This window comes from Wolbachia endosymbiont of Onchocerca volvulus str. Cameroon (assembly GCF_000530755.1).
GTDB lineage: Bacteria > Pseudomonadota > Alphaproteobacteria > Rickettsiales > Anaplasmataceae > Wolbachia.
The window spans coordinates 834286-856939 of sequence record NZ_HG810405.1 but is presented as its reverse complement, the minus strand read 5'-3'; the positions used below and the strand labels follow the sequence as shown (position 1 = coordinate 856939).

The window sequence follows — 22654 nt, the reverse complement described above, 5'->3', positions numbered from 1 at the left end:
AGTAAAAGGTGAGTTTACACCAAATGGTGTAATCTTAACGTGTGATGCGGGGTTTATGTTTCTTTTTTCTAGATACTAGTGTTAGAGCTATTTAGATGATAGTCTTAACAATCTTTACCTTTTTTAGCTTTTATTTAAGAATATTGTAGCTAAATAAGTTTTAGTGTAAATGTGACTTCTTTAAAATTTTATAAAGCCCTATTTGAAAGGGTTGATTTCTTTTTTAGAGTTTATATGAAGGTGAGTTGTAAGGGTTGTAAAGTAGCATAGATAGCGTTGCAGTATCTCTTATAGACAAAAGAGCATCTAATCTTACTGATTCTTAATATAAATGTTTGTTATGTAGAAAATATTTTATTAGAGGCTTTGTGAAAAGTTTCTATGGAGACGATTATAAAAAAATGGCTAATTGTTTTGAGAGTATGTGCTATTTTTTAATAGAATGGAAATAATGATTTGTGAAATAGTGTGGGAACTTTTGTATAGTTTCTGAAGACAGTAAACATGTTTTTCACTTGTCTTTAATGATGAAAACTAATTTGAGAATTAGCAGAGTAGGAAAACGTCTTGCTTAAACAATTAAAGAGGAATGGAAAAATTGTGAATACAATTTTGCGTCATCAGCAGCAAGGAATGTTTCTTCGACTCAGCCTTTATATGTGTAAAACGTGACTTTGAGTAGGATACTATGCAATTAGTTACTAAATTCTATCAATAACAAGAATATAATTTCTACACTAGTGCAAGGTATCAGTACTGGTTATATGTACCTAAGCTTAGTAAATAATTTGGAGTAGTTTTTCATGGTTAAAACGAGATGGTACTGTTGTAAGTATGTATAAGATACTCGAAAACCAGAGGAGTTTTTTAAAAATTATAGATGCTTTCTATGAAGCTTATTTTTATGGTGTGCCAACTTTAGCTTGCTGTAAGTAAACAATACAGTTTTACTTAAAAAGTAGCAGCTGCTAACTTTAAATGTAGATTTACTTCATTAACGTTTAGGAATTGAAATTTTAGAAGGTGTAGGTGGTGAAATAAATTTTAATTAGTTGATAAGTAAAGTTTTATCAGAATATTTAAAACAAATTGATTTTATTATACCTGAAATTATGGTGTGTGATATGTTTTGATTTCTTGATTTGCATGAAAGGTCTAGTCCTAAAGGAGGGTAATTGTGGTGAACTTAGCACAAATCAAGTTACTTAAGGAAATGGCAATATTTTAGTGTTTGGTGATCTACAGGAAGCTTTGCTTTGTTTGAAAACTTATTTCTGCTTTTAGCTTGATGAAAATGATGAATGAAAATGTTTACTAATGAGCTCTTTATGGGTTCAAAACTTTTAGTGGAGACTATTCCTAATTTCAGTACTAATGCTCATCTATATGAGGTTTTTTTGCTTTTCTTTACTGACTTTTTCATGAAACTTTCTGATGACTATAACCTTCAATCCTATAACTATGTAGCTGTAATAAATACTGCAATAGTAGTGGTAGCTGAGGTTTAAAGTAAAAAAATATTTCTATTAAGATTACGCTGTATCTAAGATTAACTAATGAGTTAGAGTAAACTGTTATGATAAACAGTTTACTCTAACTCATTAGTTAATTTTATTGTTACCTACAAAAGAAGCTCTATAGTATGCCTGTTTTTTTACAGAAACTTTCTACTAATTCTCTTGATATCTACAACTTCAGGTAATTGACGATCTAAAACATAGCCTTTAATATACTGGTTAAGGATCTATTAAGTTTCCTTATTAAGGGTAATTTGTAAATTTTAGCTTTTATCAAACTTCAAATATTTGCTCTAGAGAGCAAATAACAAAAACTTCGCGAAGTGTAAGTAAGCGGTGAAGCTAACTTATGTAACTCGGATTTAGTAGTGAAAAACAATGTCCACGAGTAAAGTTTTATGTTGTTACTTTTACGTATTATAATAAGCTATAATTTATAGGAAAAACAAAATTGAAAAAGTTAGAGAGATTAAGAAAAAACTTGGTAGCAAGAACAGGAAGGTTTTTATCTTCATTATTTTTTTTGCTGTTGATTGCACTATCAATACGTAGTTTTTTATTTGAACCATTTCATATCCCTTCTGGGTCAATGAAAAGCACTCTGCTTGAAGGAGATTATATTTTCGTTAGTAAGTATTCATATGGTTATAGTAGGTACTCTTTTCCGTTTTCTCCGAGAATCTTTAGTGGCAGAATCTTTTATACTCCTCCAAAGCGTGGTGATATAATCGTTTTTAAACCAACAAGAAACGACAGCATCAGGTTTGTTAAACGAGTAATAGGGATACCAGGTGACAAAGTGCAAATTATAGAGGGAGAATTATACCTCAATAATCAAAAAGTAAAGCGAAAGCAAATTGAGGACTTTTTTGATTATGAATCAAATCGTAGCATACCAAGATATATAGAAACACTTTCACATGAGAGGGAACACGAAATTTTAATAGATAATATTTTCAATGAACTATCATATAATAGCCCGACTTATTGTGTGCCTGACAATCAATTTTTTGTTTTAGGGGATAACAGAAATAATTCTTTTGATAGTAGGTTTCCTGAAATCAGTTTTGTACCAATGGAAAATATAATTGGGCGTGTAAGCATAGTTGGTTTATCGTTTAAGTTGGGAAAGGTTAATTGGTTGCCATTTAATTTCAGAATACCTATTGCTCTGCGGTTGAATAGGATATTGCACAGTATCGTATAAAACTCTATCTATTTATTAATTTACACAACTTTAAAGAGGAATTTTTCAATTCAGTGATAGCGTTATTAATTTTGTTCAAGTCGTTTCCCTGTAAAGCATTTTTTGCGTTTTGCAATAGTTTTTTTAACCTTTGATTAATAGAAAGACCATTGTTGCTTTCAATCAGATGTATAAATTTACTTCCATTAACTTTGGCTTCTGCAAGAGAACGAGCTTTCATATCTTTATCAAAGTTATTTATTGATTGGTTAACCATGTCTTGAATATCGGTTTCACTTAAGCCAAAACTTGAATTTATTTCAACCGTTTGTTCAATGCTAGTGCTTTTTTCTCTTGCAGTAACAGTCAATATTCCATCAACATTAACTGTAAATTCTATTTCAACTTTTGCAGAACCTGCAGGTAGTGGCGGTATTCCTTTTAGTTCAAACTGCGCTAGAGACTTGTTATCTTCTATCATTTCGCGTTCTCCTTGACAAACGTGAATTTTCATTGCCGTTTGCCCGTGAGCGTAAGTCGTAAACTCTTTTGTTTCTGAAACTGGTAGTGGTGTATTTCTTGGTATAATTTTTTCAACTATTCCTCCCATGGTTTCTATGCCAAGTGATAAGGGTAAAACGTCGAGGAGAATATTCCTATCTTTTAAGCCCGAAGTTAAAACATGAGCATGTAAAGCTGCTCCAATTACAACTGCTTTGTCTGGGTCTACATCACTTAGTATTTTATTTCCAAAAAGTGTGATTAGTGAGTTTTGTACTAATGGTACTTTAGTTCCACCGCCAACTAAAATTACTCCTTTTATGCTATCAATTTTAAGATTTATATCGCATATAGTACGAGTGGTTATGTTGATAGTCTTGTTAACCAATGGGGTAATTGCCTGTTCGAATTCTTCTTTAGTAATTTTGCATTTAAATAATTCACCGTTAATATTGAAGCCAAAAATGCCTGATGTATTTTCGCTTAGGTATTCCTTGACAAGGCGTGTGTTATGAATTCTAATGTTACTAAGGTATGTAACATCGGGACGTTCTTCACTTAAACTTTCCTTTTCTCTATACTTAGAAAGCACAATTGAACTTAGTAGGCGATCAAAATCATCACCACCAAGTTCGGTATCACCGCCAACCGCAAGGACTTGAAACACTCCTTGATGTAACTTCAATATTGAAATATCGAATGTTCCGCCACCTAAGTCATAAACTGCGTATATTCCACTGTTATTATTCTTTTTAATCGAATGAGAAAATGCAGCAGCAGTTGGCTCATTAATTAAACGAAGAACCTCTATACCAGCTAATTTTGCTGCATATTTGGTTGCATTACGTGCTGAATCGTCAAAGTAAGCTGGCACAGTGATTACCGCTTTTTTTACTTTTATCCCTGTGGATTTTTTTACTTTTTCGCACAAAGCTTTTAATATCTCGGCAGAAATTTCAACAGGAGTAAGATATTTATCTTCTGCACATTTTATCCTAATAACTTTTTCACTTTCCTCATCTATTTCAAAATTGATACTTTCTTTATTTAAATCTTTGACATTTTTACCCATTAAGCGTTTTATGGAGTATATTGCACCTGGACCAGCATCATATCCTATTTTAAATATGTTATTTTCATATGAAATAACAGAAGGCAGTAATTCTCTCCCCTGCTCATCTTTAAATATTTCTACGTCACCAGCTTTATTGACTACAGCAATTAAAGAATTGGTGGTACCAAGGTCTATGCCAAACACTATTTCATTTGAATTTGGTTCAGAGACTTGAATTGGACGCATTTTTCTTTACCTCTTCAAATGACTTATATAGATACTTCAATCTTAAAACTTGCATTACAGCTTCATCAAAATTTTTTACAGCAAAAGCATCAATTAAGTTTTTAGTGCAATTTTTTATCTTTTCATCAATTATCTTACTTGCAAATTGCAGGTTATCGCAATCTAGCAAGTACTCTCTTATTTCTATTGATTCATTTAGTATCTCGGAATTTGTATGATTCTCTTGGATTTTCACGCCAAAAAGATCCAATAAATGTTCGGCCCGTTTTAGTGGAGACTTTAGCACTTGGTAAGCTTTGTTTATGCTTTTCATGTTTTTGGACTTTCCTTTATTTATATCAGTCTTGCTTAGTTCAATGTATTTTTTCTCTAGCTCATCAAAGTTGATATTGAAAGCTGGCTCAATTTCAAGCAATGAAAAGTGGTTTCTAAACATGAAAACTTCCTCCGCAACCACATTTTCCTTTCTCATTAGGATTTTTGAAAATAAAACCTGATGAGAATTTTTTCTCTACATAATCTATTTCAGAGCCAAGGATAAACATGATAGATTTCGGATCGATTAATACCTTGACTTTTTGACCGTTACTGCATCTTTCTTCAATTACCGACTCTAAAGGACGAGTATCATATGCATATTCGATGTCATATTTTAAACCGGAACACCCTTTTTGTTTAATTAGCACTCTTATTCCTATTGCTTTTTCTGATTTTTTAAAGTTATCATGCTGTTTTTGATCCAATAAATATCTTATCCTTTCTACTGCATTTGTAGTGATGGTGATAGGTTTTTTATCTTTCTTTACAGCATTTACTTCTTGATATTCGTCCATAACTTTTTTAGTTATTACTTTTACTTTGTTTACTTTGATAATCATGAATAGCAGCTTTTATAGCATCTTCAGCAAGTACTGAACAGTGTATCTTTACTGGAGGTAAAGATAATTCTTTCACTATTTGAGTGTTCTTTATCTGTGTTGCATCTTCAATAGCTTTACCTTTAATCATCTCCGTGAGTAAAGAGCTTGAAGCAATAGCAGAACCGCAACCAAAAGTTTTGAATTTTGCATCTTCAATAACACCTTTGTCATTAACTTTTATTTGTAGCTTCATGACATCTCCGCATGACGGCGCGCCCACTAAACCAGTGCCAACGTTTGGATCATTTTTATCCAAGGAACCAACGTTCCTTGGATTTTCATAATGATCTAAAATTTTTTTGTTATAACTCATAGAATTACCCCCATAAACCACTATTTTACATTATAGCACATTTAATTTAAAGACTAAAGAAAAACACACTTGTGATTAGCATATTTTATTCACAAAAGATGACACACGCAAGTATATTTGCTTTACAAATACATGTAGTACATGTAATTTTTTACATTAAGTTTAAATTTTAAAAGGAGTATTTACTTGAGTTTGTTTGGTAACTTTTATAAAGGCTTGTTAAAAACTTCTTCTCGCTTTAGCAACGGGGTGAAAAATATTTTTTCTGGCAAAAAAAAAGAAATAGATCAATTCCTTTTGGATGAGCTAGAAGAGCTTTTAGTGAGTATGGATGTTGGTCATAAAACTTCTAAGTTAATTATTGATAAGCTTGCGAGTATCAAGTGTGATAAGGAAGTTGAGCATAACGTTGTCACGCACCAATTAATCAATGAAATAGAAGCTATGTTGAGCCCTGTTATGCAACCGCTTATTTTGAATAAGAAACCACATATAATAATGGTATGTGGGGTAAATGGTAGTGGTAAAACCACAACTATAGGCAAACTCGCGTATAAATATAAAAAAATGGGAAAATCTATTGTACTAGTTGCATGTGATACATTTAGAGCTGCTGCTAGTGAACAGTTAAATATTTGGGCAGAGCGTTCTGGTTGTCCTATCGTTATTGGAGAATACGGCAGTGATTCTGCAAGTTTAGCATATAGAGCTGTAAGTCAAGCTATAAAAGACAACATTGATGTTGTTCTGATTGATACAGCAGGCAGGCTACAAAATAATGTAAACCTTATGGAAGAGCTATCAAAAATATATAGAACAGTAAAGAAATTAGATGATACTGCCCCTCATGATGTTATTTTAATTCTTGATGCAACCACTGGCCAAAACGCTTATAGCCAATTAGAAGCATTTAGCAAGATGGTGAGCGTGACTGGGCTAATTATAACGAAGCTAGATGGCACTGCTAAGGGTGGAGTAGTTATTGGACTTGCAGAAACTTATAAAGTGAAGTTGCTGGCTATAGGAATTGGTGAAAGTATAGAAGATCTAAAGGAATTTACTGGCAAAGAATTTGCTAAGGCGTTGTTTAACTGTGATTGAAGATTTATTTCAGCTCTTTTATATGTTTAAACTTAATTATTTTGTTATTATAAGATAGGTAGTTGCTGTTTTAGGTATAGTATAGTTTTTAAAGATCCATAATTTTTTACTTTTTTAACCTTTAGATTAGCATGTGGGATATTCTTAATTAATTTTGCTTGAAAGTATAACTTTATCATAGCTTCTTAAAGAAGCTGTTAATACTAAATTAACTAACTTTTTAAAAAAGGTAAGCAACATCAGCTGATAATTCCTATGTTTTTAGTTTTTCACAAGACTCAGGTACACTTCTTTTTTGTGCAAAAATATTTTGCAACAAGTATTTAACACTGTAATGATTATAGCTAATCGATATTAATATCCCATTCAATTGCTCTCTTCTTGGGTTTCCGTATTTGTTCCTGTTATCTAACTCTTGGACTTCTAGTAGAGTCAGTCTAGAACCATTAATTTTATAAATATAGCATTGCCGACAGCTTTTTTGCCATTGGTATTGCCTATTAGAAGTGACGCTGATGGATGTCAATGGAGGTATTAGTTCTACTTCAGATATTTCAAAAATGGCTAACTTCATTTCTAGGGGCAGACCTGTTTTAAATAACATACGGAACGTGGTATTGATTGCTATTTCTGCTTTCAAAATACAATACCGTATTCACCCTATGTGTTCTAAAGTTTTAAGGTCCTGCTGTTTTGTCTATTCTTGGTTATATGGCCAATCATTAAAAAAAATATCATACTATTTTGTAAGAATGATCAACTTATGAGCTCAGGTGCGAACCTGTATTATAATGCTTAGTTCTCATGTAAATTTAGCTTCACACATTGTTTGTGAGGATTGATAATTAGAAATTTTTGTGTTTTTATTTTTTTATTGTCATTATTAGATCAGCTAAAGATACTATAGATTAAAGCTTAATTTTTTGGTTTCTTTATCTTAGGAAGCTTTGCTCTTAGGTTGCTCTAAAGACTTTTCGCACAATAATAAAAATTATTGAAAGAAGAAAGTTATCCAATATTAGCTGTAATTCCAAGCGAAAGGGTAGACTTTCCAAGTTAAGTTTAGGTTCGCCATCACAGTTGAAATGCTTGGTACCTTAAACAGTATCTTCAATAGAAACTCTATCTGACTTTTTTATTCTTATTAAAAGAAGTTTGGAGGGTAATAATTTTGCATCTGGTAACGACTTTTATTAAAAGTGGTATGGATGTATTGCTTACTTCTGTTTTTACTACTATTTCTTTAATAACTATAGTTCAATTGTCATATGCGATGAATTTTTTACCCACCTACAGTATACTTTGACTGCAGAACTAACATATGTGTACAGCTCTCATAAAAGCCAGGTTACTTTCCATAATTACAATAGGGACTAGCTAAATAGGTAAAATAAGTTTAAACAGCGAAACCTCATAAACCTTGTAATATTAAGATAATTTTCATAAATTGAGCATGATGCACTTCAGACACTTTTCATATGTGCATTGTAAGGTGCAAAAGTTGTATAATAATTTATTTGACTTGAACTGCTTATTATATAAAGTTATAAGTAACATATGAATAAAGGTTAACATGGCAGTTAAAATAAGGTTAGCAAGATTTGGTGCAAAAAGACGCCCTTTTTATAGAATAATTGTAGCTGATTCGCGTGCACCAAGAGATGGACGTTTTATTGAAAGAATAGGGCAATATGATCCAATGCTAGCGAAAGACAATAAAAATCGTGTTGTGATAAAAGCTGATAGGTTAAAATATTGGCTAAGTGTAGGTGCGCAAGCAACTGAAAGAGTATTATGGTTCATCAAAAAAGGTCTTTTAGATTTAGAAACAGAAAAGAGAAAAATGGAACCAAGGGAAACAAAAAGGAAAAAAGTAAAAGAACAAGAGGCGTAAGTCTCTTTAATGCTGTCAGTAAATAATAATGATATATTAGATAATGTTGTATCTTCTGATTTGTCAGCTATGAAAGATTTTATCTTTAATAGTGTTGATAATGAAGATATTAAGCTTGCTGCTGATGTTATATCTCACCTTGTTAAGTCAGGTGGAAAAAAAATCAGGCCTAAACTCGTCTTTGTTATATGTAAAATGCTTGGCTATTCTAGAGAGGATAGAATTAAAGTTGCTGCATCGGTAGAATTTATACACAATGCTACTTTGCTTCATGATGATGTGCTTGATGAAAGTGAAGTGCGTCATGGAGTTGAAACAGCAAATAAAATTTGGGGGAATAAGTCAAGCATTTTAGTCGGTGATTTATTATTGACTCTGGCATTTAGATGGCTTATAGAGTGTGAGAATTTAAACATTATTTCTATCCTATCTAGGGCATCGCGTTCACTTGTGAAGGGTGAAATAAAGCAGATGACGACATGCTTTAATCCTAACACTATTAGGGAAAACTATTTTGATATCATTGGAGAAAAAACAGCATCTTTATTTTCTGCATGTTGTGAAGCCGCATCTGTAATATCTGGTGCTACAAGTGATGAGATAGAGAGATTAAAGAGTTTTGGATTTAACTTTGGCATGGCATTTCAAATAATTGATGACATGCTCGATTATACTGCTAGTCAAAGTGCTTCTGGAAAGCAAGTCGGAAAAGACTTTTTTGAGGGTAAAGTTACTTTACCTGCTATTATAGCGTATGAAAAAAGCAGTACGGTGGAACAAAAATTTTGGGAAAAATGTTTTTCTTCAACTGAACGCGATTTTGATCAAGCATTGTACTATATTAATCACCACAATGCTGTTGAGCTTTCTATAGAGAAAGCAAGGCATTATATTAGCATAGCACAAAATAATATTAGTACTTTTTCTGATTCTCCTTATAAAACTGCTTTGATTAACTTTTTAAATGCGAGTATAGAAAGACAAACTTGGCTAGTTCTTGATATTTTTAGATTAATTGCTATATATTTATTAGGTTCTTAGGGGTAATGGTATGTCAAGTGGTAGTAAAGAAAAGGGGAAGAAGTTTACCGGTGTGGTAAATAAGCAGAAGAGTGAAGGTCAGCAAAATGATAGCAACAACCAAACTAGTGATTTGAACGAAGATCTCAGTATATTAAAAGAGCGCGCAGCTCAGCTTGAAGATCATTTACGCCGTGCTGTTGCAGACAACGAGAACGTCAAACGTATAATGCAAAAGCAAATCAGCGATGCAAGCGATTATGCAGTTACACAATTTGCACGTGATATAATAGACTCTTGCGATAATTTGAAAAGAGTAATGGAAAACCTGGAAGATGGTGATCCTGTTCATGAGGGGATTAAAGTAGCTCATCAAAAAATTATGAGTGATCTTAAAAAATACGGAATAAAAGAAATGGATCCAATTGGGGAACTCTTTGATAGTAATTTGCATCAGGCTATTGTAGAGAGAGAAGATAATGAAAAAGAGGTTGGTACTATCATGGAGGTTTTACAAACTGGTTATACTATTAAAAGTAGGTTACTTCGTCCTGCAATGGTTGTTATTTCCAAGAGATCTGCTGATTGTGAAAACAATTAGTAAAATAAAATAATGTGTAATATTGTTTTTTCAGGTGTTCAACCGAGTGGTATATTACACTTAGGCAATTATCTTGGTGCAATTAAGCAGTGGGTAGATTTACAGAATAAATATAAATCTTTTTTTTGTATTGTTGATTTACATGCAATTACAACCAATAGGCTTTCTGCAAGCGAATTAAAAGGTAATATTTTAAAAACAGCAGCAGCTTACATTGCGTGTGGAATAAATCCAGAAAAGTCCATTATTTTTAGTCAGTCCACAGTTAGCGGCCATACTAAGCTGGGTTGGCTGCTTGGGTGTTATACGCCAGTTAGTTGGCTTAACCGTATGACTCAATTTAAAGGTAAGGCTGGTGATGGCAAACAAAGAGCATCTTTGGGGTTATATAGTTACCCGGTACTTATGGCTGCAGATATATTGCTGTATCGAGCTAAATACGTTCCTGTTGGTGATGATCAAAAGCAACATTTAGAGCTCGCACGTGATATCGCGTTAACTTTCAATAATTACTATAAAATTGATCATTTTATCATACCTGAAATCCTACTTTTAGATTATACATCGAGGATAATGAGCTTAAGGAGTAGTGCAAGTAAGATGAGTAAGTCTGATTCTTCAGAAGGTTCATGCATTAACCTTGATGACACCGATGATCTAATTATTAAAAAAATAGGAAAGGCAAAAACAGATTCAATACTAGGCTTTGATTTTGCTACTTTAAAATACCGCCCGGAAGTAAGTAATTTATTAAACATTTATTCAGCACTCGGTAGTTTTGATGTAAGTAAAGTGTGTGAAGAAATGAATAAACATGATATGAAGTTCTTTAAGAAAGAGTTAGCTGATTTAATCATCAGTGTCGTATCACCCATACGTGAGAAGATTAATGATCTCTTAAAATACCAATCTTATTTATATGAAATCTTAAAAAGAGGTACAGAAAAAGCAGCAGAGATTGCAGATCATAGCATAAGAGAAGTTAAGGATATTATAGGGCTTGTTCAATAGTTGAGTATTAGAGGTTTAAAGTACAAAGAATATAGATGTATTCTGTTTTTTATGTGGTTACTAACACTTAAATTTATCAAAAGCTTGAGCTAGTTATAAACTGATTTTAGGTGCTAGATTTGGTAGTTCTCTTCTAAATAAGAATTCAGAAAAAATGTAGGATATGTGTACATCTATCTGTGTATATTGAAGGTACGCTATATTTTTTTACTGAGTTTTGGTTGTTTGATAGAAAAGCCTGCAGATGAAGGTGGATTTTTTGAGTTCTCTAAATATCTTTGCCCTCAGTATAATGAGAGTATGAGTATGCGGAAGTAATTTTCCTGTAGTTAGCCAAAACAAAATTAAGTAAAACTTATTTTTTTATCGAGGATTTAATATTACCATCTTGTCGTCTATTTTGAATTTGTAGAATAAACATTGATGTAAAAAATTTAGTTCATGCTTTTTCTGAATTGCCCAGTTTGAGGCCATCATTATCACGCAGGTTAGTTATATATCTCAGAACAGAGAAAAGGTGTTATGCTGCTACTTGCACCCTTGATTAAAGATGCTAGTGCATCTTATAATAAAGTGTGAGGTCTGCAGAAAATCTAGATAGTATAAGGTCACCTTGTCTATTTGTATCGATTCAAAACGTGACAATAAATTAATATGTGTAATAGAAGGATTGGTTGATATATAGGCGTTTGAAAAGAGAAACATATATTCTAGTATCTAGTATCTTACACCATGTTTTGGTAGATTATCTGCAATAAACATAAACAACTGGCTTAGTGCTAAAAGGACTTAGCTTCAGTGCTATTCATAAAAGAGTTGCAGAATCCAAGATTAAAGAGGTTAAATTTTAATCTTGTAGTAATAAAGGGTATATTATATGTTAGTGCGTTTTTGTATCAATATACTTTTACCTCTAAACCATTAACTAATATGATTGTAAATTTATGGGCATTAATTCAATAATAATAATGTTAAGTAAATTAAATACTTATGTAACTTCAATAAGTATTGTTAGAGGATTCTCTATATAGTGCTTAAAGGTATTTAAAAATTTTGCTCCCATTGCTCCATCAACTGTTCTATGGTCAGCTGAAAGTGTTACTATCATTATCTCTGCAATCTCTACTTTTTCATTTATAATAATCGGTTGCTTTTTGGATGCACCAACGGCCATAATGCAAGACTGCGGCGGATTAATAATAGCACTGAAAGCTTTTATACCAAACATCCCTAAGTTGGAGATAGTGACCCCTTTTCCTTGAAATTCTTCAGGTCTTAATTTTCCGGATTTCGCTCTGTTTACTAAAGTTTTCACTTCTCTTGATATAGATAAAATACCTTTTTTGTCAGCATCTTTCACTATAGGAGTAATTAGGCCATCTTCAAGTGCTACAGCAACTGAGATATCTATGTTTGAATATCTTACTATCTTGTTATCTATCCACGAGGAATTTATGTCAGGAAATTTTTTTATGCTAAAAGCCGCAGCTTTAATAATTAAATCATTAATTGTTACTTTATTGTTTTCGTTTGCTGAGTTGATCTTATTTTTGAGCGATATGAGGTTGTCAACCTGGCAGTCTACAGTTAAATAAAAATGTGGAATATTCTGCTTAGATTCAACCAAGCGCTCTGCTATCGTCCGGCGCATGTTACTTACTTCGATTATAATGTCTTCACTTAACTTTTTACGGCTTTCAATTTGTGTACTATCATCTAAAAGTTCTAATACATCAGCTTTAACGATACGACCATGCGGACCTGTACCTTTTAGGTGCGTTATGTCAACACCTTCACTTTGAGCTATTTTTTTAGCTAATGGGCTTATTTTTATTCTATCTTCTACTACTACCTTGTTGGTATCTTCTTCTTTTCTAGGTCTTAGTGTTAAGCACTGGGATGATGTTGGAAGATTAGTTTCAATTTCCTTTTCAGGTTTGGTATTAGTAACAGAAGCTGAAACGTAGTTATCAAGTGCATTCCAATCTTCCTCCTCTTCCAGCATTATAGCTATCGGTTGATTCACAGGTACACCGCTTACTCCTTCTGACACTAAAATTTTTGCTAAAACTCCTCTATCTACAGATTCAAGCTCCATTATAGCTTTGTCGGTCTCTATTTCAGCAATTATATCACCTACTTCTACTTTGTCTTGTTCTTTTTTGTACCATTTTACGATTTTTCCTCCTGTTTTACTCATTGTCGGTGAGAGAACAGGCATTAATATTTCTATGGGCATTAACTTTGTATTTAAAGATCTATTCAATTTTTAATTTACTCTTTATCTTGTGTCAATCTAATCGTGAATTATTATAAATGAGTTTGTTATAACAGAAATAAAAAAGTGCAGTGAAAGGTGATGTTGCCATTTTTTTCCCGTGATGCTAAAGCATGGGTACAGAGAGGATTATGTGAGAAAGTTGATTCAGTTAGTAAAAGGTTTGAATTAACAGTAGTTTTCAAGCTTTCTGTAGCTATCTCTTTGAACAGAGTAGAAAAAAAGTGTACTAATTTTTTTGATGCTCTGGGTAATCTTTTTCCTCCGTGGTGCTGTTGTATTTTCCACAGAAACTATTCACCATTTCTTCGGTAAATGAGCTTATAATTCTTGTATAGTATCACTTCATTCTCTTAGCGATTAGTTCGCTTTGAAAATTAACCTAAAAATTTTGCTATTTTCTTTTTTAACTTTACTTTTTGTTTTACTTTCTATGCCTGTAATATCAATCTGATCGACTTTCTCTTTTATTGAGTTGATATGTTTATAATGTCTGATATTTGGATCTTGCAACTGCACTGTTAGTTATACAAAGGGTAATTAAAATCAGATATTTAACTTGCAGCACGCTTATGTATAACCTAATCTAAGTAACTTAGTATGGTATTTAGCATTAAACTCTATTAACTCAGAAGTTTTGTTTTTTAGCGACATAAAATACTTTTCTCATTTACATTAGTTACACCTTTTTATAAAGTACAGCAGTTAAACTTAAATAGTAAATTTATACGTAGTTATTTTAATTAGTTACTAAAATGAGAAAAAAAGCCTGAATTTTAGCCATTTTAAGTGATAGTTAAAATTTATGACTTATTATGTTATGACCCTAGCAGTTCTTTTCTGACTTCTTCTTCGATTTTTTTTCTTATATTTACATTAAGGCTCCCTACCGAAGAATTAGTTATAGTTCCGAGACTATAGAGATTTTTTATTGTTTTTTTAATGAAGTCACTTATTTCTTTTTTATTGAATTTCTCAATAATAGGTTTAATCTTCACATACTCTGGAGAGCCTTTGCTTTTGTCAATGCAGCCACCTACACCAGGTATACTGCTTCTAAAATCACTGGTACAACTTACCGTTTTATACTTGATTTCACCATTTTCTATATATGCAATTTGATTATCTTGTATAGATTTCAATGTATTTGCTGTTGTTATCTTTCCTTCTAGTCTTAAATTTTTCTATAAATTACTGTTTTTTTGTAGCTTGTATTTTCAGGATCATATCTTCTATGTTTACTTTCGCCCGCAACGGTGATTGATTTCTCACGATCTTGCTTATCTAAACTACACATTTTTATAAAAGTGGATTTCCTGTTTTTACTTGAAATGTGGTTTTCGTTATTACTTCTTTCCTCTATAGCTCTAATTTTAATTAGAGGATAATCAGGATCAATTCTTAGTTTAGTCTTAATATAATCTCCTGGCATTCCTGATCTTCTCTTAGTAGAACATACATGAGATTTACAGTTAACAGATGTGTCTGCTATATGACCTGCTTCACCACTTTCCCCATGCTTCTATTTCAATAGAATCAAACATTATTGATAAATCATCTGTATAAATATCTTTATTTTTCGAATCATAGAATTTTTTCACTCTTTTTCTCAAGTTCTTGCTTCAGTTGTTTCTTAGTTATTTCTTCCAATCTCTTTTTTGAACCTTCCAAGTCAAACCTACATAATTTATTAGCATAAAAAACCTCTGCCGTGTCTGCTTTGATTGGCTGGTCTTTTAATTGCATACACTTCTATGTTTCTTGGTGCTCTTGTCTTTGCATTCCACTTCCTCATACTTCAAGTAAAATGGATTATTATCCTTTTTATTCAAGTATTGTGTTGAACGAGTATATGTTCCATTAACGCAGATGCAGCCATAATTATCCTGATTACAATTTTTTCTTCATGCTTTCCATCTATTAGTTTGTATACTACTTTCAGCCCTTTACCAGATGCAAATGCTTCATCTATCTTATTATTTTGATTTATATAGTAGCTGCATTCTACCTTCTTTTGCTTATTTTTATCAAGAAAGAAAATATACCCTTGCCTGTTAAATATATATTCTATCCACCTCTTCTTGAGGTTTTTGTAGAAGGTTGACTGTTTCTTTTTCTTTGCTTGGAAGATAATAGAACTGATTTGATTTTTTTGAATAAACAGCATCGTATTTAATATATTTTGTCTCCATTAGCTTTAATGGTATTATCTCACTTTCTCTTTGAAGTGCATATTCCTCTGGTTCTGGCTTCTAGCCAGAAAGACAGAGTATTTTGCTTTTGGTATTTTTTTGTACTTTACTTTTACTTTTGGATGCCCTAAGTTATCTAATTTGCACTTACCTTCTGTATTAAACTCTTCACATTCTTCTTTAGTATCAGGAACATAACCATATTCTTTCAGAACTTTAAATTGTTGCATATTATTTTCTAATATACCTTTTATAATATTGTCAACATTACTTTTATTATTAGTTGTTTTCGCTACTATTGCTGTCTTTATTACTGTTAAAGACAGAGGGCTAATGTTTGTAGTAGAATTAGTATTAACATCGAAAGTACAGGAACCATTTTTATATTTTTTATTTACTTGACTTATGCAATTTTTTCTGTTCATCTTCATTCTTATCTTTAACGTATTACTCTGTTTTCCTTGCATGTTACTTTGTACTATCTCTACTACCTCAGGTTCCGGGGCTGGTGGTGCTGGAAAACAATGGACGAACTGCGGATTTTTTTCATTTATGCCTTGAATTCCATAGTATTCAGCGCAGAGCTTACCTTTTTTCTATATGTTATAAAGTAGTATGTAGTGCTATCTTTAATCTTTATTTAAAATAAAATGTTTCTTAATTTCATCTGTAGTAGGAAGCTTATCATTATTATCTTTTTTGTACTTTCTAGAAAAATCTAACTCTTTTTCAATTTTTCCATCTTCTATTGTTAGATCACTGACTATTACCTTAACCTTAGGTTCAAAGTAATCATTATTTTCATTCGTTATAGGAACAATTTTCACCTTAGGAGGTGGGATCGTAAGTTGTTTGCAAAATGGAGGTGGACTAGGAGCAAGTGGCACGGGAGTACATCTCACTTTTGTTTGATAACAAGTGTCACAAAGGTTACTATAATCTATAATGCTAAAATCCCAAAATTTCGTAAATCCAGATTTACGAGCACCTTTTTGACTACAAGCACATATTTGGGAAGTTTGGCAAGTCTCTCTTTTTCTTCATCAGATATGTTACTGTCAATCACACCATCTGCCATTCCCATTCAAGGCCTTTCCCAATTTTTGTTCTAACGGATGTCTTATCTCCTTCCCAATCGATAAAAGCTGCTGCTGATACTCTGGCTCCTATACTTTGTGTTCCATATATTTGCAGTAGGATTCTCCGCTTTGTAAGTCATAACAGTAACTTTTTCCGTTATAAGCACATACTCTAATTTTAGGATTAAAGTAGCCATTTACTCCTTGATCTTTTATTGCTATTATCTTAATTTCTTTTACCTAATTACTAGCAAGCATTCCTTCAAACCAAGTATTGCTCTTTACAAAAGGTGGACAATCAGCATACCCTTGATACGAAAGACTAAATATCAGAGAAGCATGAATGAAAAATTAAATCTTACACTTTTCATAAAACACCGGTAACCATTTATTAACTTTGTCGCCTTTTTCCCTTATCGCTTCATACATATACTTTATAGTCTTTTTATTAGCTGAGAGGACGTACATTTCTTGTATATTCTTCAAGTCTAAATTTAAAGTTATTAACCCTTTATGTTGCTTTATTAAGAATAAACCTTCCTGTGTTGGAGTTTGCAAAATTGTATTCAGTTCCTCTTTCGATAAAGAAAATGCTTTCATGTATAATCTATTTGCATTGATATTTGGCATCAAAATTCTTGTATCGACATGCTTATCTAAGTATTGAGTAAATTTGCTAGTAAATGCTAAATTTAGGTTTTCAGTACTTGAAATTACCACGACATTTAATTTTGTCATTCTTTGCATCCAGTTATCAAACTCTTTCTCTGTGGAAAAAATATTGCTTATTTCCCATGCTTCATCTAAAACAAGTATTACAGGTGAGCCATCACATTTTGCTTCGAAAGAGTATAAAAAATAGTAAAGTATCACGGACATACATTCCTTTCGTTTTGTGAGGTTTGCAGTATTGAGAGATATAGTTTTTGTTTTCCAATCGATATCGGATTCACCACCTTGAAGTAAGTAAGCAAACTCACCATCACCACACCATTTACTTATTTTACCCCCGAGGGGTAAAAGCATCTCAGAAATTTTAGAAATAGAACGTAATTCTCTTGGTACAGTAAATATAGAATCTACAATTTTTTTTATCTTTTCTTCTATGTTTACTAAGCTTGTATCATCTATCATCTTTTTGATTAACTTAATCAGCATATTGCGATTGGAAGCGCTATCTTCAATATTTAATGGGTTAAATTTTAGGCTTTTATCTTTATATTTTGGGTCAATTATGTAATATTTACCACTCATTGCTTTAGTAAAGATTATTGATTTTCCAGTGTTATCCAATATAATAATTTTAGGATTAAATTTTCTTGACTCAGATAGTAAGAAATTAATTAATGAAGTTCTGCCAGAATTTGGAGCTCCAAGTATTGTAGTGTGACCATTGTTTTTCTTCCCATGAAAATTAAAAAAATAAGGGCTTCCTTTTTTTGAAAAAAAGATCGTCACTGCTTCTTTCCATCTTCCTCCTTTTAATGTACCTGATGTAAAGTCATGTAGCATAGCAAAGCTGCAAGCGTATTTTGCTAGTATACTTTTTGGTTGCGTAATAAAAGTAAAATTGCACGGAAGTTGTGCCCAAAAATGATTTTCCATATGTAAATCAGTTCTAAACATCATCAAACCAATTGACGACATTACGGAGGATAGGCTGCTAATATTTTCAATTAATCTATTTCTATTATCTGCAAAGATTGCAAAAATAATTTTTTGTTGACAAAAGTTAATAGCAGAAGTTTGTCCAAGTTCTATTATTTCCTTTATTCCTGAATTTTGAAGTAGAGTATTGTCCTCACTGATTTGCAGCATATTAATTTGATTTTTAAATTCTTTAACTGCTTTATTGTTACTAGTAAATATTATTATTTCTGTAATAATAAACTCAGAGTCAAGCTGTAAACACCTGTCTATATTCTCTAATGGAATTTCCCGATATTCTTTTATGCAAAAGATAGAGCCAAACTTTTGTTGATTTTCAAATGTTGTTTGAAATGTATTAAAGCCAAAAGCTACCTTTAAATCTTTAATGTGTTGCGACAGATCTATTTCACGTATTGGATAATCTTTGTGTGTTAACGTAACGATGTAATGGAGAAATTCTGTCATTTCAGAATATACTCTACCCTCACTAAACCTAAGACCAAGCTTCTTGGCCCCGAAAGGTTTTAAATCACTTTGAATTAAATCAGTTACCTTCCTTAATTCGTGATGATTTTCTCTTAATGACAGCTTATGCTCATTCTTTATTCTACTGAGAAAAAACGAACTATTAATATACTTACCGAAATTGCTAAACACTAGTACAATATATAGCTCATTTATATAATGTAATTTGCTGTCAGTGAGTTTATTAAACCAAGTTGAATGTAATTTATCAGAAAAGTCTCCAGTTTTATTCCATTTTAAGCGGAATTTGTTACGCTTTCTAACAGTATGAACCCAAACGGTAAAATATAGGCTATTGATATTTTTTGATATACTTTTTCTAATTTCAGTTCTAAGGTCACTATAGTTCTCAGCAGAGAAATAGTCTTCTAACTTGATTATTTTTAATAATTCTCCCTGTTTTGTTAATATGGTTTCTTCATTATAATGGCAGGAGTAGGGGATAAAATCTAAATCAATACTTTTTAATAATGCTAAATTTAATTTATTTTTTCCACCAAGCTTAGGATTAATTGTTAGTATTTTTGGTTGCATATAACATCGTGTATATTTAATAAATAAAAGGTAACTAAAATGCTGCAAGTGATACTTAATAATCTTTGTCTTTTTTGCTATCGGATTGTAAGCTTGTACTTTTTGAGAAGTTAAATTTCTCTTTCAGGTAATCCGTTGCTTTTTCTATGCTACCAAGCATCATAACCAACATGCCAACAAACATTATTATGAAAAAGATTAAGCCCCTGAACACTATTGCAAATATCACTGCAATTATACATAACCCTATAATTGTTGAAGGACTCATATTCTCTATAATATCTTTAACTGAGAATGAAAAAATAAAGTTTTTTATTATTTCTTGTATATCCTTTAATTCAGTACTTGCTAAACTTGCTTTGCTAGAGTATGATGCGAAACTGAAGCTCAGCAAGGCTATGAAAACTAAAACTCTGTTCAATTGAATATGCATCAGCTAAATATTTCTTAAATATCTTTTAATTATAGCAACTTCCACATCAACGAGCAAGAACTGTATTTACTTGTTTACTGCAAGTGTAATATATATTTGGTTTTTATCATTATTTATTGATGTGTTGATATTAACATGATGATTCACATTAATAGATATTAACTTGTTTGATAGAAAGCTTAAATGCAATCCGGATGCTGTTATAGCAAACACTGCAGTCATAAAACAAATAACCCTGCTTTTATCAACCCCAATGTTATTTCTCTTGTAACAATGTGCTATTCTTACTGAAAGAATACGACTTCTGCAAGAATAATGTAAAGATTTTTATTATTCAGTTATTTTTCAGGTAATGTACTTTTACTATTGTTTTTGTTTGTATGAGGTTTTACTCAATGAAAGAGCTATACTTTTTTATTCTTTTTTTCTTTAGATTGTAATGGATTACTATGATCATCTGTAATCCCAGTGTCAAGCACTGGGATTTAAAAGGAGAAAAATATAGGTTCAGGTATCACACATTGGAATAACACCATTTATTGTAAAAATAAGTGTTTATGCATAAATTGCTTTAATATACAAGAAATTTACCAAATAAAAAAGGTAAAAGTAACTTTGTGATAGATAGTATCCTCTAATCTTGCAGATTGGATTCTATGATGTCTTAGAGGCTATATGAACACATTTTGGCTTATATAGGTAAAAACTAGAAATTTTTGTAGAGACATAAGGTATATATAATGTAAAAAATTAAGCATTAAGTATAAAATACCAAACTACGTAATATTTTTGTTATTTTGATCCGCACAAATTAAAGATAACTAAATACCTTCATTCTTGTGATGAGAAAGCTGGTAGAATTTGTCAGGTAATTTTTAGTTCTATTTTTATAGCTAGAAAAAATCTGAATCTATTGGTTAACTATTTGCTTTCCTAATTGCTGGGTTTTCTGCTTCCGCAGATTTGCTTTCAATATAACTATCTGCTTGTTGAATTAACATATTCACTACTTCTTTTACAGGCTTTTCTCTATCAACCATGCCAACACTTTGACCGGCCATTAAAGATCCCGTTTCAACATCTCCTTCAATCACTGCTCTTCTTAGAGCTCCAGACCAGAATTTTTCTATCTCAAGTTGCCCATCCTCTTTTGAAATCTGTCCCTTTTGATATTTATCGATAATTTCTTTTTGATGTTTCATAAAATCGTCACTTGCTTTGTTGGCTATAGCTCTTACTGGAATTACAGGAAAATCGGCACTTATCTGTACAGAAGATACTGCATTACGTGCAGCTGATTTTATAAACACTTCCTTAAAATTTTTATGAGCAATTGATTCATTCGTGCAGACAAACAATGTACCTATTTGGCAACCACTTGCTCCTATTTCTAGGTAATTAACTATCATTTCTCCTCTCCCTATCCCACCTGCAACAAATACTGGTGTTTGCTTATTTTTAAAATGAGGCAATATTTCTTGTACGAGAACGGAAGTACTAACAGGGCCTATATGCCCACCTGCTTCCATTCCTTCTATTATTAACGCATCTACTCCCATTTTTACTAACCTCTTTGCAAGGTTTAATGATGACGCAAAGCATATTACCTTTATGCCCACATTCTTGATTTTTTCTATACTAGCCTTCATTGGCAATCCACCGGCAAGAACTATGTGACTTACTTTTGTTTCAATGCATATATCTATCAACTTATTCAAATTTGGGTGCATAGTAATTAGATTTACACCAAATGGCTTGTTAGTTAGTTTTTGTGTCTCCATGATTTCTTTTTTCAGTAAATCAGGAGACATCGCACCGCATGCAATTACACCAAAACCACCGGCATTTGAGATTGCTGAAACCAGGCTTCTTTCTGAAACCCAGCTCATGGCACCACCCATTATTGCAAAATCACTACCAAGGAAATTCGCTCCTTTTTTCCAGAGGCTGCTTAACATAATAAGCTATATAATGCGTTTAAAAATATTTTGTTTATCTACGAATGTGTGCTTTAAAGCACCAATTATATGTAATGTTATAAAAAATAACATAAGGTATGCAAATATTGAATGTAGCTTGTTTGCTACATTAGTTAGCTCTTTATTTTTACTAATTAATAAAGGGATATGGAAAAAGTATTTGATCTCTATGCCAGAAGTAGAGGACATAACATAACCAGATAATGGCATCAGTACCATTAGAAAATATAAAACAAAATGTACCACTTTGCTTACATTGGCTTCAAATCGAGAAAGATTTGCTGAAAGTGGTGGAACATAACTAAAGGCGCGAAAAAATGCTCGTATTACAACCAATTTAAGGACAGTAATTCCGCAAGCTTTATGAATAGTATATATACTGGACTTAATTTCATTGTTAACTGGTAAGCTTTTTATATAGAACATAGGGCAAAGCATGCTGATAATGAAAGCAGCCATTAACCAATGGATAATCCTTAAACTTAAGCTATATTTATTATTTTCCACTTTGACTACTCAACTTGATTGCCTTAAATTAGCATTTATATAGTAAAAAAACTATTTTTCAATTAAAATTATTTGCTTACTGCTTTGATCAATACTTGTACAATTATTGTAGT

Annotated in this window: 23 protein-coding genes; 7 read left to right on the top strand and 16 right to left on the bottom strand. The window is 31.8% G+C overall.

Annotated features, from left to right (window positions below; genetic code table 11):
* Nucleotides 1-1328 precede the first annotated feature (1328 nt).
* Together WOVOC_RS03640 and lepB are read left to right on the top strand one after the other, a co-directional pair.
* Complete coding sequence (locus WOVOC_RS03640; RefSeq protein WP_155981153.1) at nt 1329-1508, top strand: hypothetical protein; 180 nt, start codon at nt 1329-1331, stop codon at nt 1506-1508.
* 460 nt (nt 1509-1968) lie between these two features.
* A complete protein-coding gene (gene lepB / locus WOVOC_RS03635; RefSeq protein WP_025264338.1) occupies nt 1969-2724 on the top strand; it encodes a signal peptidase I in 756 nt (251 codons plus the stop codon).
* 4 nt (nt 2725-2728) lie between these two features.
* Here the strand turns inward: lepB and hscA are convergent, their stop codons facing one another.
* The 4 genes from hscA to iscU are packed head-to-tail and all read right to left on the bottom strand — an operon-like array spanning nt 2729 to nt 5737.
* Nucleotides 2729-4504 (bottom strand): Fe-S protein assembly chaperone HscA, encoded by a 1776-nt coding sequence (gene hscA, locus WOVOC_RS03630; protein ID WP_025264337.1) that lies wholly within the window; start codon nt 4502-4504, stop codon nt 2729-2731.
* Entirely contained in the window at nt 4482-4940 is a 459-nt protein-coding gene (locus tag WOVOC_RS03625; protein WP_025264336.1) for an iron-sulfur cluster co-chaperone HscB C-terminal domain-containing protein, read from the bottom strand. Before WOVOC_RS03625 ends, hscA begins: the two co-directional genes overlap by 23 nt.
* On the bottom strand, nt 4933-5337 hold the full coding sequence (locus WOVOC_RS03620; RefSeq protein WP_025264335.1) for a HesB/IscA family protein: 405 nt from the start codon (nt 5335-5337) through the stop codon (nt 4933-4935). Before WOVOC_RS03620 ends, WOVOC_RS03625 begins: the two co-directional genes overlap by 8 nt.
* Nucleotides 5338-5344: 7 nt before the next feature.
* Nucleotides 5345-5737, bottom strand: a complete 393-nt coding sequence (gene iscU, locus WOVOC_RS03615; RefSeq protein ID WP_025264334.1) for a Fe-S cluster assembly scaffold IscU — start codon at nt 5735-5737, stop codon at nt 5345-5347.
* Nucleotides 5738-5923: 186 nt separating this feature from the next.
* On the opposite strand from iscU, the gene ftsY reads away from it, so the two are divergent.
* The gene (gene ftsY, locus WOVOC_RS03610) at nt 5924-6838 is read left to right on the top strand and encodes a signal recognition particle-docking protein FtsY (RefSeq protein WP_014868835.1); all 915 of its coding nucleotides are present in this window, start codon (nt 5924-5926) and stop codon (nt 6836-6838) included.
* Nucleotides 6839-7091: 253 nt separating this feature from the next.
* Here the strand turns inward: ftsY and WOVOC_RS03605 are convergent, their stop codons facing one another.
* Nucleotides 7092-7478 (bottom strand): hypothetical protein, encoded by a 387-nt coding sequence (locus WOVOC_RS03605; protein ID WP_025264333.1) that lies wholly within the window; start codon nt 7476-7478, stop codon nt 7092-7094.
* Between the two features lie 933 nt (nt 7479-8411).
* On the opposite strand from WOVOC_RS03605, the gene rpsP reads away from it, so the two are divergent.
* Genes rpsP through trpS form a run of 4 tightly spaced genes read left to right on the top strand, consistent with a single transcriptional unit; the run spans nt 8412 to nt 11364 of the window.
* Nucleotides 8412-8732: a 30S ribosomal protein S16 gene (gene rpsP / locus WOVOC_RS03600; protein ID WP_025264332.1), complete on the top strand. Its 321-nt coding sequence runs from the start codon at nt 8412-8414 to the stop codon at nt 8730-8732.
* Between the two features lie 9 nt (nt 8733-8741).
* Nucleotides 8742-9773 (top strand): polyprenyl synthetase family protein, encoded by a 1032-nt coding sequence (locus tag WOVOC_RS03595; RefSeq protein WP_014868833.1) that lies wholly within the window; start codon nt 8742-8744, stop codon nt 9771-9773.
* A gap of 10 nt (nt 9774-9783) precedes the next feature.
* Nucleotides 9784-10353 carry a nucleotide exchange factor GrpE gene (locus tag WOVOC_RS03590; RefSeq protein ID WP_014868832.1) on the top strand — a complete coding sequence of 190 codons (570 nt, stop codon included), beginning with the start codon at nt 9784-9786 and terminating at the stop codon, nt 10351-10353.
* 12 nt (nt 10354-10365) lie between these two features.
* On the top strand, nt 10366-11364 hold the full coding sequence (gene trpS / locus WOVOC_RS03585; RefSeq protein ID WP_025264331.1) for a tryptophan--tRNA ligase: 999 nt from the start codon (nt 10366-10368) through the stop codon (nt 11362-11364).
* A gap of 988 nt (nt 11365-12352) precedes the next feature.
* On the opposite strand, the gene WOVOC_RS03580 is transcribed toward trpS, so the two are convergent.
* From WOVOC_RS03580 to WOVOC_RS03505, 11 genes are all read right to left on the bottom strand, one after another.
* Entirely contained in the window at nt 12353-13603 is a 1251-nt protein-coding gene (locus WOVOC_RS03580; RefSeq protein WP_025264330.1) for a pyruvate dehydrogenase complex dihydrolipoamide acetyltransferase, read from the bottom strand.
* Between the two features lie 857 nt (nt 13604-14460).
* Entirely contained in the window at nt 14461-14784 is a 324-nt protein-coding gene (locus tag WOVOC_RS04840; protein ID WP_025264328.1) for a hypothetical protein, read from the bottom strand.
* A 32-nt stretch (nt 14785-14816) separates the two neighbouring features.
* Nucleotides 14817-15074 carry a hypothetical protein gene (locus WOVOC_RS04835; protein ID WP_025264327.1) on the bottom strand — a complete coding sequence of 86 codons (258 nt, stop codon included), beginning with the start codon at nt 15072-15074 and terminating at the stop codon, nt 14817-14819.
* Between the two features lie 152 nt (nt 15075-15226).
* Nucleotides 15227-15388: a hypothetical protein gene (locus tag WOVOC_RS04830; RefSeq protein WP_242368931.1), complete on the bottom strand. Its 162-nt coding sequence runs from the start codon at nt 15386-15388 to the stop codon at nt 15227-15229.
* 82 nt (nt 15389-15470) lie between these two features.
* Nucleotides 15471-15809 (bottom strand): hypothetical protein, encoded by a 339-nt coding sequence (locus tag WOVOC_RS04825; protein ID WP_025264326.1) that lies wholly within the window; start codon nt 15807-15809, stop codon nt 15471-15473.
* A 39-nt stretch (nt 15810-15848) separates the two neighbouring features.
* Nucleotides 15849-16259, bottom strand: coding sequence for a hypothetical protein (locus WOVOC_RS04820; protein ID WP_232500383.1), 411 nt, complete (start codon nt 16257-16259; stop codon nt 15849-15851).
* A gap of 204 nt (nt 16260-16463) precedes the next feature.
* Nucleotides 16464-16721: a hypothetical protein gene (locus tag WOVOC_RS04815; protein WP_025264324.1), complete on the bottom strand. Its 258-nt coding sequence runs from the start codon at nt 16719-16721 to the stop codon at nt 16464-16466.
* 543 nt (nt 16722-17264) lie between these two features.
* A complete protein-coding gene (locus WOVOC_RS03525) occupies nt 17265-19622 on the bottom strand; it encodes a VirB4 family type IV secretion/conjugal transfer ATPase (protein ID WP_025264323.1) in 2358 nt (785 codons plus the stop codon).
* A gap of 55 nt (nt 19623-19677) precedes the next feature.
* On the bottom strand, nt 19678-20055 hold the full coding sequence (locus tag WOVOC_RS03520) for a hypothetical protein (RefSeq protein WP_014868828.1): 378 nt from the start codon (nt 20053-20055) through the stop codon (nt 19678-19680).
* 917 nt (nt 20056-20972) lie between these two features.
* Nucleotides 20973-22013, bottom strand: coding sequence for an NAD(P)H-dependent flavin oxidoreductase (locus WOVOC_RS03510; protein WP_025264322.1), 1041 nt, complete (start codon nt 22011-22013; stop codon nt 20973-20975).
* A 6-nt stretch (nt 22014-22019) separates the two neighbouring features.
* Entirely contained in the window at nt 22020-22541 is a 522-nt protein-coding gene (locus WOVOC_RS03505) for a cytochrome b (protein ID WP_025264321.1), read from the bottom strand.
* Nucleotides 22542-22654 lie beyond the last annotated feature (113 nt).